5 protein-coding genes are annotated in these 15,265 nt (G+C 73.0%); 3 read left to right on the forward strand and 2 right to left on the reverse strand.

Annotation, left to right across the window (positions count from 1 at the left end):
• Positions 1-58: 58 nt before the first annotated feature.
• The gene (locus tag B4N89_RS33465) at positions 59-607 is read left to right on the forward strand and encodes a DUF1062 domain-containing protein (RefSeq protein WP_078980212.1); all 549 of its coding nucleotides are present in this window, start codon (positions 59-61) and stop codon (positions 605-607) included.
• Positions 608-655: 48 nt separating this feature from the next.
• Here B4N89_RS33465 and B4N89_RS33470 read toward each other — a convergent pair whose 3' ends face one another.
• Together B4N89_RS33470 and B4N89_RS33475 are read right to left on the reverse strand one after the other, a co-directional pair.
• Positions 656-1,213: a 2'-5' RNA ligase family protein gene (locus tag B4N89_RS33470; protein ID WP_078980213.1), complete on the reverse strand. Its 558-nt coding sequence runs from the start codon at positions 1,211-1,213 to the stop codon at positions 656-658.
• 432 nt (positions 1,214-1,645) lie between these two features.
• On the reverse strand, positions 1,646-3,583 hold the full coding sequence (locus tag B4N89_RS33475; RefSeq protein WP_078980214.1) for a glycerophosphodiester phosphodiesterase: 1,938 nt from the start codon (positions 3,581-3,583) through the stop codon (positions 1,646-1,648).
• A 1,068-nt stretch (positions 3,584-4,651) separates the two neighbouring features.
• Here B4N89_RS33475 and B4N89_RS33480 point away from each other — a divergent pair.
• Both B4N89_RS33480 and B4N89_RS33485 read left to right on the forward strand, forming a co-directional pair.
• Positions 4,652-9,619, forward strand: coding sequence for a non-ribosomal peptide synthetase (locus B4N89_RS33480; protein WP_078980215.1), 4,968 nt, complete (start codon positions 4,652-4,654; stop codon positions 9,617-9,619).
• Entirely contained in the window at positions 9,616-15,075 is a 5,460-nt protein-coding gene (locus B4N89_RS33485) for a non-ribosomal peptide synthetase/MFS transporter (RefSeq protein WP_078980216.1), read from the forward strand. The genes B4N89_RS33480 and B4N89_RS33485 overlap by 4 nt, the downstream gene beginning before the upstream one ends.
• Positions 15,076-15,265: the final 190 nt, after the last annotated feature.

Genomic DNA, 15,265 nt, shown 5'->3' on the forward strand with positions numbered 1-15,265 from the left:
CGCATCTGCGCCGCGCTGCTTCTTGCTGCGGTCTTCTCACTGGAACCGGTGTACACCCGTGCTCGAAACCTGGGTGGTCATGCCCACCCGCCTACCCCTCGTCCTCCGCCGCTGCCACGGCTGCGCGGCCGAGCACCTGCGGGCGAACGGCAAATTCCGCGTCAACGCGAACCACAAGCTCATCGACGTCTGGCTCCTCGCGCTCTGTACCGCCTGCGGGGAAACGGCGAAGCTGACGGTCCTGGAGCGAACGCACGTGCGCTCCGTACGACCCGATCTGCTCGATCGGCTGCATGCCAACGACCTCGGCCTGGCGGCCGAACTGCTCCAGGATCCGCTCGTTCGGCGCCGCAATCGCATCGCCCTCGACTGGACCGACGCCTGGCGCCTGGACACCGGCAAAACGGCTCACCCGGACCGCGAGACGATCGAGGTCGCGGTGCGGTTCGCGGCCCGGATCCCCGTCCGGCCGGTACGCCTGATCGCCGAAGGTTTCGGCCTGCCCAGAGCCGAGGTCGAGCGACTGATCACCGACGGAAAGATCGTCTCCGCGGTCCGACTGACCGGCAAACTCTCCGCCGACTTCACCTTCATGCTCAAACCCTGAAGCCCCTCGCGACCCGGGTCCTGTCCGGCAACTCCCGCCGGACAGGCGCTAGTCCCGGGTCGGGGTGCCTCGGGGAGCGAATGGGAAGGACTCGCGCAGGGACCAGTTGCCGTCCTCGTCGCCCACCACCAGGTCGAGTCCGGCGACCCGGGTGGTGAGGGGCAGGCGGGTGGTGACCTCCTCGGCCAGGGCCCGCAGTTCCTCGGCGTCCTGGCCGAGGGCGACGGTCAGGTGTGGTCCGACGTCGTCCGGATCGTCGAGGTAGGCGCCGCCGTAGGGGAGGCAGTCCGGCCAGCGGTCGGTCACCGCCTCGATCAGTCGCAGCACCGGGTCGGCCGGATCGGGGGCCAGCCACAATCCGCGATGGAACTGCCCGATCCGCTCGAACGCCAGCTCCATCGCGGGCTGCGCACCGGCGATCGCGCCCAGTGCCTCCAGGTCTGCGGCTGCGATCTCCGTGGGCGGCAACCACGGGTACAACACGGTCACATGCGCCGGAATCCCCTCGGCGACGCGCGGATCGTAGCGCTCCCGCCAGGGCTCGACGACCTGTTCCACATCGGGAACCAGCAACACAAGCGCACTGACCACAAACCGCTCGCCCATCCCCGAAGTCTACGGTCCGACGTCGGCCCCCGCGCCCATAGGCACGCCCGGCTCGGCGGCGCCGCTCCGGGGTCGTCGGCCGAGGCGCGCGTGTTTGCTCGTCCTGCCTCACCGCATGTCTCTCACCCTTGCGCAATCGACCGGGTACGTGGATCGGGATCTGGACGCCGACCCGGCGCGCTGGTTCCCGACGCGCGGCACCGACGTCCCGGCTCGATCCGCCCGGTCGAACCGTTCCTCGCCGGGCTGGGGCACGACGCCGCGACGGCATTGGCCGGATTCGACCGCAGGGTCCGATCGGGGACCCTGCCGGTTGGCGGAGTCGATCGGGACTTCAGGTGCGGGGTGCGGGGTGCGCGGACGACCGCGTCTGCGGTGGACGCGATCTCGCGTGCACCGCAGACGTGGTGTGGCCGTGGCGTCCGGCTTTCGTCAGCGCAGGGCGCGGGCGTCGCCGGCGATCTGTTGGGCCTTGGGGGCCGGGATGGTGCGGCCGGACTGGTTCTCCGCCCAGTTGGCCAGCTGGGGGTACTGGTCGTGGGCGAGCATGGTGGTCAGGGTGGCCACCGCGACGCGGTCGGCGCCGGAGGTCAGGATCAGGTGGGCCAGGCCGGTACGCGTGGCGGTGATCGTGAAGGTGGATTCCGTGGCCGTGGTGCCGCCGGGGCCCTTGGCTTCGGCGCGCAGGGTGTGTGTGCCGAGGGGGAGGGCGGTGGTGTCGATCGGGGTGCCCGCCGCGAAATCCTTGCCGTCCAGGGTGAGCCGCACCGACTCGGCGCCGGTGGTGTCGAGCGCCGGCACCGGGGAGGCCGCACGTTCGACGCGGGCGCCCGGGGCCGGGGCGAGGATGCGCACCGTCGGGGCGGCCGGCGTCGGCGGTGTGCCGTTCTGGCGCCACGCCGCGTTCCAGCCCGCGAGTTCGGCCGGGCGGTTGGTGATCACCGCGTCCACGCCGCCCGCCTCCAGGGTCTTCCACCCGGTGGCGTCGTCGACGGTCCAGACCATCACCGCGACGCCGGCCCGATGCAGGTCGGCGACCACTCCGGGGCGGGCGGCCAGGCCGCCGGCCGAGGGGTTGTAGGCCTTGAGGTCGAGGCGCTTGGCCAGGGCGACCGGGTCCGCGTCCAGGGCGCTGCGGAGCAGGCCCAGCGGCAGGTCGGGCGCCAACTCGTGGGTGAATTCGAGCGCGTCGACCTCGAAGCTCTGGACGAATACCCGGCCGCTCATCCCGGTGTCCCTGATGTCCCGGATGATGCGGGCCACTTCGTCCTTGGTGTGCTTGCCCTTGATCTCCAGGAGCAGATTGCCGCCGCGCGTGCGAAGGTCGTCCAACTGGGCGCGCAGCGTCGGTACCCGGGCCCCGGCGTGCAGCGGGGAGAACCACGAACCCGCGTCCAGGGCCGCGAGTTGAGCGGCCGTCAGGTCGCGGATCCGACCCTGGCCGTCGGTGGTCCGGTTCACCGTGTCGTCGTGCAGGATGTGCGGGATGCCGTCCAGGCTCGGCTGTACGTCGTTCTCGATCCAGTCGGCGCCGGCCCGGCGGGCGGTCTCGTCCGAGATCAGCGTGTTCTCCGGCGCGGCGGAGGACGCGCCCCGGTGCGCGACGACCGACATCGGCGCCCCCGGTGCCCGCAGGTAGGCGTTGGCCTCCGGGGCGAGCGTGGTGACCTTGACGTCGTCGAAGGAGACCCGTGCGCCGTTGACCAGGAGCGCCTGGCCGCCGTCGGCGGAGCGCTGGACCCGGGTGGTGCGCAGCGCCTCGCGCCCGTCCACGATCAGTCGGGCCCGGGCGCCGTGCACCTCGACCGCGATCCGTACGTCGCGGCCGGTGCCGGCGGCGGTCGGCGCGGGGCCGGTGTCGGTGACGTTCCAGGCGTTGGCGGTGGTGCGCTGGGCGAATTCGAGGCCGTTGCCGGCGGTGGTGCCGGTACGCATCGTGGCGATCGACCACGGTGTGTTCCCCGTGGCAGGTACGTCCAGGCCGAACGCGGTCCAGCGGGCCGCGTCGACGGCGCTCTCGAAGCGGGCGACCGCCTCGAAGCGGAAGTCCTCCAGGTGTCGGCCGAAGGTGATCCGGCTCTGCTGACCGGAGTTGGCGGACGTACCGACCAGGCGGCCGTTCTCGACCTTCCAGTCGCCCTCGACCGCGCGCCAACCGGCGGGCAGCGTGGAGCCGCCGAAGTCCTCCGAGACCACCACGTCGCCGACGGCGGGCGCGGCCTGGGCCGAGTCGGTCGAGGCGGCGACCGAGACGCCGGCGAGCGCGGCGGTCGCGGCCAGGCCCAGGGCGGTGCCCAGGGCGCCGGCCCGGAGCCGGGAGCGGTGCCGCCGAGGCAGCCGGAACGGTGACGCGGGTGTCTGTGCAGGCATGCCCGAAACGGTAGGGATCGCCGACGAACCGCCGACCACACGCACCTGAAGCCCGGACCAACGCTCGGCTCCGCAGGGTGTCCGACAGCCGACAGCCGGGCAAACCGCCCATCGATTCACATAGGTTCCGTTCCGCCCAGCGGCCCGAGCCCCGAGCCGCCGGGCCCCGAGCCGCCCGAGCCCCGAGCCGCCGGAGCCACCGGAGCCCCGAGCCCCGAGCTGCCCGAGCCCCGAGCCGCCGGGAGCTCGCCAGAGTCACCCGAGCCCCCAAACCGCCCATCCGCCCATCCGCCTAGCCCCCGGGGCTGCGTGAGTCCTCGAGCCGCCGGGGCCATCTGAGTTATCGAGCCGCCGGGCCCCCGAACCGCCGATCCGCCGGTCCCCCGATCCGCCGGGCTGCCGGGCCGCCGGGGCTGCGTGAGTCCTCGAGCCGCCGGGGCCATTTGAGTTATCGAGCCCCCGAACCGCCGATCCCCCGAACCGCCGATCCGCCCATCCGCCGATCCGCCGGGGCTGCCTGAGCCCCCGAGCAGCCGGGCCATCTGAGTTATCGAGCCGCCTGAGTTATCGAGCCGCCAGGGCCATCTGAGTCCTCGAGCCGCCCGGGCCGCCAGAGTCACCCGAATCACCCGAGTCTGCCCGAGTCGCCTGAGCCGCCCGAGCCCCCAGGCCAGCCGCGCCCCCGGTCCCGGCCCCCGGTCCCGGCCCCGGCCTCCGGAGCCCCTCGAGCCCCGAGCCCGCACGGCCCCGAGACCTTCCGCCCAACCGCATCTTCCGGAGCCGCAGCCCCCCGCTCCCACCCCCGACGCACCCGCAACTGCGGTGCGTGCCAAGCGTTTCGCAAGCGAGGCGCGGTACACCTGCTCTCGTCGAGGTCGGCCGGCGCGGTCCGACTCGACCCGATTCGTAGCCCTCCGGGCGTGGCGGTGCTACGGCTGCTTTCGGCCAACCCGAAGTAGTGGGGAGCAGGTGCTAGGCACAGTCAAATCCTTCCTCCACGATCTCCCCGGGAGCACATCGCCTGCGTCGCCGACCACGAATCGGCATGAGGAACCTTCAGGAGAGTCGATGAGTTCAACCGCATTCCCCGAGCTGGATCCGGCCGCACCCCTGGCCGCTGTGGTGGACGCCCGAATCGTGCACATGCCCGCTTCGATCGCGGTGATCGCCGGAGAACACCGGCTCTCCTACCGCGAGTTGGGCGAGCAGGCCGATCTGGTCGGGGCGCGCCTGGCGGCGGCCGGGGTGACCGGGGGCACCCTGGTCGGGGTCTGCCTGCCCCGCACACCCCATCTGGTCGCCACCCTGCTCGCGATCCTCCGCGCCGGAGCCGCGTACGTACCGCTCGACCCCGAGTACCCGCGCGACCGGCTGGAGTGGGTGATCGGCGACTCGCAGGCCCCCGTCGTGGTCACCGACCACGCCCACGAACACCTCCTGGCCGGGGCTGCGACCAGGCTCGTGCACGTCGACGGCCCGCCGCCCGCCGATCCGACGCCCGCCCGCGCGGCGACCGGCCCGGACGATCTCGCCTACGTGCTCTACACCTCCGGCTCCACCGGCCGGCCCAAGGGCGTCCGGGTGACCCACCGCGGGGTCGTGGCGATGTTGCGCTGGGCGGCCGACACCTATCGGCCCGACCAGGTCCGCGGGGTGTTGTGCTCCACCTCGGTGTGCTTCGACATCTCCGTCTACGAACTGTTCTTCCCGCTCGCCGTCGGCGGCACGGTGATCCTCGTGGAGAACGTGCTCGCGCTGGCCGACGCGCCCGCGCGGGACGAGGTCACCCTGATCAACACCGTGCCCAGCGCGATGGCCGCGCTGCTGCGCGGTCCCGGACTGCCGGCCGGAGTTCGTACGATCAACCTGGTCGGCGAGGCGCTGTCGCGGCGGGTCGCGGACCAGGTGTACGCGTGCCCGCAGGTCGAGTATCTGTACAACCTGTACGGGCCGACCGAGGACACCGTGTACTCCACCTGGGCCGTGGTGGACCGCACCGACCGGGCCGAGCCGCTGATCGGCGTACCGATCCCCGGCACCACCGCCCACGTACACGCCGAGGACGGCGAACCCGCCGCGGCCGGCGAGTTGGGCGAGCTGTACCTCGCGGGCGACGGCCTCGCGCAGGGGTATCACGGCCGCCCCGACCTGACCGCCGAGCGCTTCGTCACGGTGGCGGGGGAGCGCCGCTACCGCACCGGCGACCTGGTGCGCCGCAGACCCGACGGCGCGTTGGAATATCACGGTCGGGTCGACCAGCAGGTCAAGCTGCGTGGCTTCCGGATCGAACTCGGCGAGATCGAGGCGGTGTTGACCGGACACCCCGGAGTCCAGGCCGCCGCCGTGGTGCTGCGCGAGGACGCGGCCGGCCCGTTCCTGGCGGCGTTCGTGCAGCCCGCCGCCGGGACGCCTGCCGCCGGCCCCGCCGACCTGCGCGCCCACTGCCTCACCCGGCTCCCCGCCTACATGCTCCCGGACGCCGTCTCCCTCCTCCCGGAGCTGCCGCTCACCCTCAACGGCAAGATCGACCGCAAGGCGCTGCCCGAGGCGACCCGATCGCGCTTCGTGGCCGCCGAGTTCGTCGGCCCCCGCACACCCACCGAGACCCGCGTCGTGGCGACCTTCCACGACGTGCTGGGTGTGCCCCGCATCGGCGTGCACGACCCGTTCCTCGACGCCGGCGGCAACTCGCTCCTGGCCGTCGGACTACTGGCCCGCGTCGAGCGGGAGTTCGGGATCCGTATCCCGCTCGACACCTTCTTCGCCCTGCCCACCCCCGCCGCCGTGGCCGAGCGGGTCGACCGGGCCGAACCGGGCTCGGCCGGGCCCCTGGTCGAACCGCCGTACCGCGACCCGCGTACCCCCGTCCTGGTGGGCACCGTCCAGCGCGAGTTCGCCACGCACGAACTGGTCGCCCCCGGCAGCGCGTTGTACAACGTGCCGCTGCGGATCCGGGCCATCGGCGCGCTCGATCCGGTCGAACTGAGTCGGGCCCTGGGCGAATTGGTGCGTCGGCACGAGGTATTGCGCACCGCGCTGATGTTCCGGGCCGGCGCCGCGGTGGCCGAGATTCGACCCCCCTACCCGGTCGAGGTGCCGCTGCTCGACCTGCCGGACGCGGACCCCGCCCAGGTGGAGGCGGCGCTGCGCCCGTACGCGCGCCGGCCGCTGGATCGGGCGGAGGGCCGGCTGCTGCGCGCGGTCGCCGTCCGCACCGGCCCGGACCGGTATGAACTGCTGCTCGTGATCCACCACATCGCGATGGACGGCTGGTCGATCGGGCTGCTCCTGAACGACCTGGCCCGGGCCTATCAGGGTGTGCCGCTCGGCGAACCCGCGCTCCAGTACCGCGACGTGGCCGCCTGGGAGCGCCGCCACGCCGACGCGCACGAGGACGAGGCGCGCCGCTGGGCCGGCCGGCTGACCGACCTGAGCCCGGAGCAGTACCTCCCGGGCGATCGCACCCACGCCGACCCGTTCGACCCGAGCGGGGCCCGGTTCGCCCGCCGCCTCGACGCCGGCCTCGTGCGCGCCGCCGAGGAGTGGGCGGCCGGCGAGGGGGCCAGCCTGTACATGGCGATGCTCGCCGCCCTCGGCATCCTCGTGAACCGCTACACCGGCCGTACCGACCAGGCCGTACTCACCCCGTTCGCGGTCCGACCGCTGCCGGAACTGGAGGACGTGGTCGGCCCGTTGCTGAACACGGTGCCGCTGCGCTTCCGGGTCGAGGGCACCGACTCCTTCCGTGAGCTGGTGCACCGGCTGCGCCCCGTCGTGCTCGACGCGCTCGACCACAGCGCGCTGCCCTACCTGGAGCAGCTGCGCTTCGCGGGCGTGGCCGGCGCCGATACCTCCACACCCGTGTCCCAACTGCTGCTCGCGGTGCAGAACCACCCGGGCGCGGCGGTCGAACTGCCGGGCTTGACGCTGGAATTCCTGGAAGAGATGTGCAACGGCGGGGCCAAGACCGACCTGTCGATGTTCGTCGAGTTCCCGGCGAGCGGGCCGCTGCTGTCCGTGGAGTATCGCACCGGGCGCTACGACGAGGCCTCGATCGCGACGATCGTCGACCACCTGATGGCGATCCTCGCCGAGGGCCTGGCCGCGCCCGACCGGCCGATCACCGAAACGATCATGCTCGATCCGGCCGAGTACGCGCGAGTGGTCGAGGGCGCCAACCCCGCCCCGACCGCGCGCCCCGACGTGTGCCTGCCCGATCTGATCGCCGCGCAGATCGCCCGCACCCCGGACGCGATCGCCGTTTCCGCCGCGAGCGGCACCCTCACCTACAACGAACTCGATGCCCTCGCCGCCCGGCTGGCCCGCACCCTGCGCTACTACGGCGCCGAGCGCGGCACCCGCGTGGCAGTCGCCATGCCCCGCACCCACCTGCTGCCCGCCGCGCTCCTGGCGGTGTTGCGCACCGGCGCCGCCTACCTGCCGATCGACACCGACCAGCCGATCGCCCGCAACCGGGCCCTGCTCGACGACGCCAAGGTCACCCTGATCGTCGGGGAGAGCGCGCACGCGGCCGGGGTGCCGCTGTTGGCCGACCCCGGCTACGACGTGGTCCTCGTGGACGGCGACGAGGTCCGTTTGGCCCCCGCCGCCACGCCGGATCCGGGCATCGAGGCGGAGGACCCGGCCTACCTCATCCACACCTCCGGCTCCACCGGCCGGCCCAAGGCGGTCGCCGTCCCGCACCGCGCCATCGTCAACTTCCTGCTCTCGATGGCGCGCGAACCCGGACTGACCGCCGCCGACACGATGGCCGCCGTCACCACGCTCACCTTCGACATCGCCGCCCTGGAACTGTGGTTGCCGCTCGTGGTCGGCGCCCGAGTGGAGATCGCCGACCGCGAGACGAGCGCCGACGGCCGCCGACTGGCCGACTGGCTCGATCGCCGTGAGGTGACGGTGTGCCAGGCCACCCCCGCCACATGGCGCATGCTCCTGGAGGCCCACTGGCCCGGCCGCCCCGGCCTGGTCGCGCTCTGCGGCGGCGAGGCGCTGACCGGCGACCTGGCCGGCGCGCTGCTCGACCGCTGCGCGCGGGTGTGGAACATGTATGGCCCGACCGAGACCACGGTCTGGTCCACCCTGCTGCGCGCCGACCGCGCCCACGCCGCGCTGCGCGTGGTCCCGATCGGCACGCCGATCGACAACACCCGGGTGTACGTACTGGATTCGGCCGGCCGCCCCGCACCCGTCAACGCGCCCGGCGAGTTGTGCATCGCCGGCGCCGGTGTCGCGCTGGGCTACCTCGGCAACGCCGAGACCACCGCGGAACGCTTCGTCCACGACCCGTTCGGGCCGCCCGGCGCGCTGATGTACCGCACAGGCGACATCGCCTGCCGGCGCCGCGACGGCTCGCTCGAATTCCACGGGCGGGCCGATCACCAGGTCAAGCTGCGCGGCTTCCGGATCGAACTGGGCGAAGTGGAGGCGGGGTTGACCGCGCTGCCCGAGGTGAACGCCGCCGTCGCGAGCGTCTGGGACGCACCCGCCGGGCCCACCCTGGTCGGCTACGTCGTCTCGGAAACCCCGTTCACGGCCGCCGAGTTGACCGCCGCGCTGGCCGAACGACTGCCCCGCCACCTGATCCCCGGCGTGCTGATCCCACTCGACGCGCTGCCGCTGACCCCCGCCGGGAAAATCGACCGCAAGGCCCTGCCCGAGCCGCGTCCCGGCGGCAGCGGCGCGCCCCCCGAGGGCGACTGCGAGGAGATCCTGGCCGAGATCTGGCACGAACTGCTCGGGCCGGCCCGCATCGGCCGCGACGACCGGTTCCTGGGCCTGGGCGGCAACTCGCTCCAGGCACTGCGCATGGCGGCCATGGTCGAGGAGCGCTTCGAGATCACCTTCCCGCTGCGCGTGGTCTTCGAGGCGCCGAGCCTGGCCGCGATGGCCCGCCGGATCGAGGACATCCTGATGGCCGAACCGGAGGACCCCGAAGAGTTCGACGCGGGCGTGGACGTCGTCGAGCACACCGGCCCGACCCCCTACCCCGCCCCGACCGCGGGGGACGTACGATGACCGATTCCGAGGAGATCCTGACCACGCGCCCCGACCCCGACCGGGACCCGGAGCGCGCCCGCCGCGAACACCTGCGCCGCCGGCTGGCCCGGGCCCGGTCCACCACACCCCGGGCCGAGTTGACCCCCAGGCCCGCCGACGTACCCACGCCGCTGTCCGCCGCGCAACGCCGGATGTGGTTCCTGGCCCAGTACGAACCCGACGGCGCCGCCTACAACATGCCGCTTGTGCTGCGCCTGACCGGCCGCCCCGACGAGGGCGCGCTCGGTGCCGCGCTGACCGACGTGGTGGCCCGGCACGAGGTGCTGCGCACGGTGTACCCCAGCGTGGACGGCCACGTGCTGCCCACCGTCGTGGACGTCGACCGGTTCGCGATGCCCGTCGTCGACCTGCCGGAGCCGGACGTACCGGACCGGCTCGCCGCCGAGGCCCGGCAACCCTTCGCCCTGGCCGAGGAACTGCCGATCCGGGCCGCCCTGTTACGCTCCGACGACCGCTGCGTACTGAGCGTGGTGCTGCACCACATCGCGGCCGACGCCTGGTCGGTGGGCGTGCTGTTCCGCGAGCTGACCGCCGCGTACACCGCCCGCCTCGCCGGCCGCGCACCCGGTGTGCCGCCCCTGCCGGTCCAGTACGCCGATGTCGCCTACCGCCAGGAGACCACTCTCGCCGCCGAACTCGACCGGCAGCGCGCCTGGTGGCTGGACCGGCTGCGCGGCGCAGCCGCCACGATCACCGTCCCGACCGACCGCCCGCGTCCCGCCGTGGCCGACACCACGGGCGAGCGCATCCAGGTCGCCTTCGGCGCCGACCGCTCGCGCCGCGTCCGGGCCCTGGCCGAACGCACCGGCACCACCACGTACATGGTGTTGCTGACCGCCCTCCAAGTGGTGCTCGCCCGGTACAGCGGCGGCACCGACGTGACCGTCGGCAGCCCGGTGGCCGGACGTACGCACCGCAGCACCGACGACCTGATCGGCTGCTTCGTCAACACCCTCGCGATGCGCACCGATCTGTCGGGCGAACCGAGCGTGCGCGAACTGCTCGGCCGGGTCCGGGAGGGGACCCTCGCCGCGTTCGCCCGCCAGGAACTGCCCTTCGACCGACTCGTCGACGCGCTCGACCTCGGTCGCGAACTCGCCTACACACCGCTGTTCCAGGTACTGCTCAACGTGCACAACCAGACCTCCGTGCAGCCCACGCTGCCCGGCGTCGAGGTCGAATGGCGCGACACCTACACCGGCGCCGCGAAGTTCGACCTGGCGATCGCCGTGCTCGACACCGGCACCGCCGACGAGTTGCGCGCCGACCTGGTCTGGCGCAGCGCGCTCTACGACGAGTCCACCATCCGGCGCACCTTCGGCCACCTCGCCACCGTCCTGGACGCGATGGCGGCCGATCCGGAACGGCCGGTGGCCGAACTGCCGTTGCTCACCGCCGCCGAGGAGAGCGCGCTCGCCGGATGGAACGACACCGCACGCGCGTGGGACACCGCCGGCACCCTGCACGGCCTGATCGAGGACCAGGCCCGCGCCACCCCGGAGCGGCCGGCCGTCCGAGGCAGCGACGAGACGCTCACCTACGCCGAACTCGACTCCCGCGCCGCCGCGTTGGCTCGACGGTTGACCGCCTTGGGGGTCGGCCCGAACCGCGTCGTCGGGCTGTTCGTCGAGCGTTCGGCCGCGCTGATCGTCGGCATGCTCGGCATTCTCAAGGCCGGCGGCGCCTATCTGCCGCTGGACCCGCTCTACCCCGACGACCGCATCCGCACGCTCCTCGGCGCCGCCGACGCCGTCGCCGTGGTCGCCACCGCCGATCTGCACACCCGCGTCGGCGACGTCCTGCCGGTCGTCGCCCCCGACCCGGTCGCCCCCGCCGACCCGGTCCCGGTCCCGTCCGTCTCGTCGCCGGTTGCCGCCACGGATCTGTGCTACGTGCTGTTCACCTCCGGCTCCACCGGCACGCCCAAGGCGGTGGCGGTCGAGCACCGCAACTATCTCAACTACCTGTTCGGGCTGCGCGAGCGAATACGGCCCGGTCGGGCGGCCGACGGCCGGCCGTGGAACTGGGCGCTGGTGTCCACCTTCGCCGCCGACCTCGGCACGACGAACGTGTTCGGCGCGCTCACCTCGGGCGGCTGCCTGCACCTGCTCACCCGGGACCAGGCCACCGACCCCGACGCGTTCGCCGCATATCTGACGGCACATCGCATCGATGCGATGAAGCTGGTCCCCAGCCACCTGGAGGGACTGGCCGCAGGCGGCGACCGGTTCGCCGACGCGCTGCCGCGCGAACTGCTGATCTGCGCGGGGGAGCCGCTCCGCGCCGAACTGCTCGACCGGATCCGGGCGGCGCGGCCGGAGTTGACCGTGCACAACCACTACGGGCCGACCGAGACCACCGTCTCGATGCTCGGCACACCCGTCACCGAGGTGCCCGCCGGCGCGGCGAGCGCGCCGTTGGGGCTGCCGTTCGGCAACGTCGGCGCGCATGTGCTCGACCCGCTGCGCCGACCGCTTCCGGTGGGCGTGCCGGGTGAGTTGTACGTGACCGGCGCCGGGGTCGCCCGGGGCTATCTCGGCTCGGCCGCGTCGACCGCGGAGCGTTTCGTCGACCTCGACGGGTCGCGTGCGTACCGCACCGGCGACCTGGTCCGGCGGCGCCCCGACGGCCGGATCGAGTTTCTGGGCCGAGCCGACCACCAGGTCAAGATCCGCGGCTTCCGGGTCGAGATCGGCGAGGTGGAAGCCGAGCTCGGCGCCCTGCCCGGCGTACGCGAGGCGGTCGTGGTGGCCCGCGGCGAGGGCGCCGCCCGCAAGCTGGTGGGCTACGTGGTCGTCGAACCCGCCGCGCCGGACGGCCGACCCGCCCTCGACGGCGCCACGATTCGCGCCGCCGTGCGCACCCGCCTGCCCGATTACATGGTCCCCTCGGCGGTCGAGGTGCTGCCCGCGCTGCCCCTGACCCCCAATGGCAAGGTGGACCGCGCGGCGCTGCCCGAACCCGACCTCGCACCTGCCCCGGACACCCGCGTCGAACCGGTGACCGCCACCGAACAGGCCGTGGCCGCGACCTTCGCCGACGTACTCGGCATCACCGACCTCGGCGCCGGGGACGACTTCTTCGCCCTGGGCGGGGACAGCTTCTCCGCCGTCCGTGCGGTGCGTGCGATCGGCCGGGGTCTATCCATCATCGACCTGTTCCAGCACCCCGTGGTGGGCGAACTCGCCGCCCTGATCGACCGCCGGGCCGCCGGCCCCGAGCCCGACGAGGGCGATCGTTCGCTGCTGCACCGGCTCACCCGGGACACCGGTCCGACCACGTTGTCCCTGGTCTGCGTTCCGTACGGCGGCGGCAGCCCGATCACCTTCCAACCGCTCGCCGACGCGCTGCCGGCCGGGCACCGGCTGTACGCGGTGGAACTGCCGGGACACGATCCGGGCCGGCCCGACGACGAGCCGGAGCAACTGGACGCCCTGGCGGACCGGTTGGCCGCGCAGATCGTCGCCCGGATCCAGGGACCGATCCTGCTCTACGGGCACTGCCTGGGCGGCGCGTTGGCCACCGCCCTGGCCGCGCGCCTGGAGGCGGCCGGCGCCGAACTGCGCGGCCTGGCGCTCGGGGGCACCTTCCCGGCCGCGCGGCTCCCGGGTCGGCTCGCCGCGTGGGTGGCCGAGCGGCTGCCCGGCGACCGCATGTTGTCCGACCGGGCCTACCTCGACTACCTGCGGGCGATGGGCGGCTTCACCGATGTCTACGACGAGGCCGAACAGCGGTTCCTGATCCGGGCGTTGCGGCACGACGTGCGCCAGGCGGAGGACTTCTACACCCGCGCCTACGGCGACGAGCGGCCCGTGCCGGTGGCCGCGCCGATCCTGTGCGTGGTGGGCGACAAGGATCGGGCGACCCTGCTGTATGAGGAACGCTACGCGGAATGGGAGCACTTCGGCCCGCGTGTCGAACTCGCGGTGATCCCGAGGGCCGGCCACTACTTCCTCAAGCACCAGGCGGGCGAGTTGGCCCGACTGCTCGGCCGGTGGGCGGCCGGACCGCCGCCTACGGCCGAACTCCCGGCGGCGCGACCGGCGGCGGCCCGGCCGGATCTGGCCACCTTCGCCAAGGTGGCCGGCGGGCAGTTCGTGTCGATGATCGGCACCGCGCTGTCCACGTTCGCGCTCGGCGTCTGGGTCTACCTCCGGACCGGATCCGCCTTCGACTTCGCGATGATCTCGGTGGCGGCGGTGCTGCCCGCGGTGCTGCTGCTGCCGATCGCCGGGGCGGTGGCGGACCGGATGGACCGGCGGCGGATCATGATCGTCACCGATACCGCGGCCGCCGCGGCGATGCTCTCGCTCGGCGTGCTGCTGTGGACCGGATATCTCGACCTGTGGCACGTATACGTGGTCGCCTGCGTCGGCTCGGTCTGCAATGCCTTCCAACGGCCCGCCTATATCGCGGCGATCGCCCAACTGGTGCCCAAGCGCTACCTCGGCCAGGCCAACGGGCTGGCCCAACTGGGCGCCGGATCGGGCGACATGCTCGCTGCCCTCGCCGGCGGCGTACTGGTCGCGGCGGTCGGGCTGCACGGTGTGGTGTTGTTCGACATGGCGACGTTCCTGGTCGGGGTGACCGTACTGCTGCGGGTGCGCTTCCCGAACACGCTGTTCGAAAAGCGCGAGGAACCGCTGCTGCGCGAGGTGGTGACGGGCTGGCGCTACATCGTGCGGCGGCGCGGACTGGTCGCGATGGTGGTCTTCTTCGTGGTGTTCAACTACCTCTTCGCGGTGGCGACCGTGCTGGTGACGCCGATGGTGTTGGCCGACGGTTCGGCGGTGACGCTGGGCGTGGTCACCGCGGTCGGCGGGATCGGCGCGGTGCTCGGCGCGCTGGTGATGGCCCTGTGGGGCGGTACCGCGCGGCGGGCCACCGGGATGATCGGCTTCACCTCGGTGGTCGGCATGGCCGCGGTGTTCGCGGGCAGCCGGCCCGAGCCGGTCTTCGTCGCGGTCGGGCTGTTCGTGTTGTGGGCGGCGCTGATGATCCTCAACTCGCATTGGATGGCGCTGATCCAGACCAAGGTCGGGATGGAGTTGCAGGGCCGGGTACTGGCCACCAATCAGATGTTGGCGATGTCCATGATGCCGCTGGGCTTCGTCACCGCCGGGCCGCTGGCGGACCGGGTGTTCGAGCCGCTGCTGCGCTCCGACGGTGCGCTCGCCGGGTCGCTGGGGCCGATCCTGGGCACGGGACCGGGGCGCGGTACGGGTCTGTTGCTGGTCCTGGTCGGTCTGACCCTGGGCGTCTGGGGCCTGTTGGGGCTGGCGTACCGGCCACTGAGTCGCATGGAGGACGTACTGCCCGACGCGATCCCGGACGTGGAGATCGGCGACAAGGACGCCATCCAGGCGGCAGCGGACCGCCAGTTGGCGGAATCGGGACCGCCGCCGACGGCTTGACCGATCGGAACCAGGGCGGTGCGGGCGAGTGTGGTGGTGAGGACGTGCCGAGCAGGACGTGTGCCAGGCCGGTCGCGCTTTCCACGCCCGCGCCGGCGGCGAGCAGGGCTACCAGTGCGAGGGCGTATCGGGCCGCCGCCGGGCGGAGTGGGCCTTTCAGGGCACGGCCGTGCCGGTTGCCGCCCGCGTC

Origin of the sequence: Embleya scabrispora (assembly GCF_002024165.1) — a bacterium.
GTDB lineage: Bacteria > Actinomycetota > Actinomycetes > Streptomycetales > Streptomycetaceae > Embleya > Embleya scabrispora_A.

Excerpts from the sequence above, each read along its gene's own strand:
- B4N89_RS33470 (WP_078980213.1), bottom strand. The coding sequence starts at position 1,213 with ATGGGCGAGCGGTTTGTGGTCAGTGCGCTTGTGTTGCTGGTTCCCGAT.
- B4N89_RS33475 (WP_078980214.1), bottom strand. The coding sequence starts at position 3,583 with ATGCCTGCACAGACACCCGCGTCACCGTTCCGGCTGCCTCGGCGGCAC.
- B4N89_RS33480 (WP_078980215.1), top strand. The coding sequence starts at position 4,652 with ATGAGTTCAACCGCATTCCCCGAGCTGGATCCGGCCGCACCCCTGGCC.
- B4N89_RS33485 (WP_078980216.1), top strand. The coding sequence starts at position 9,616 with ATGACCGATTCCGAGGAGATCCTGACCACGCGCCCCGACCCCGACCGG.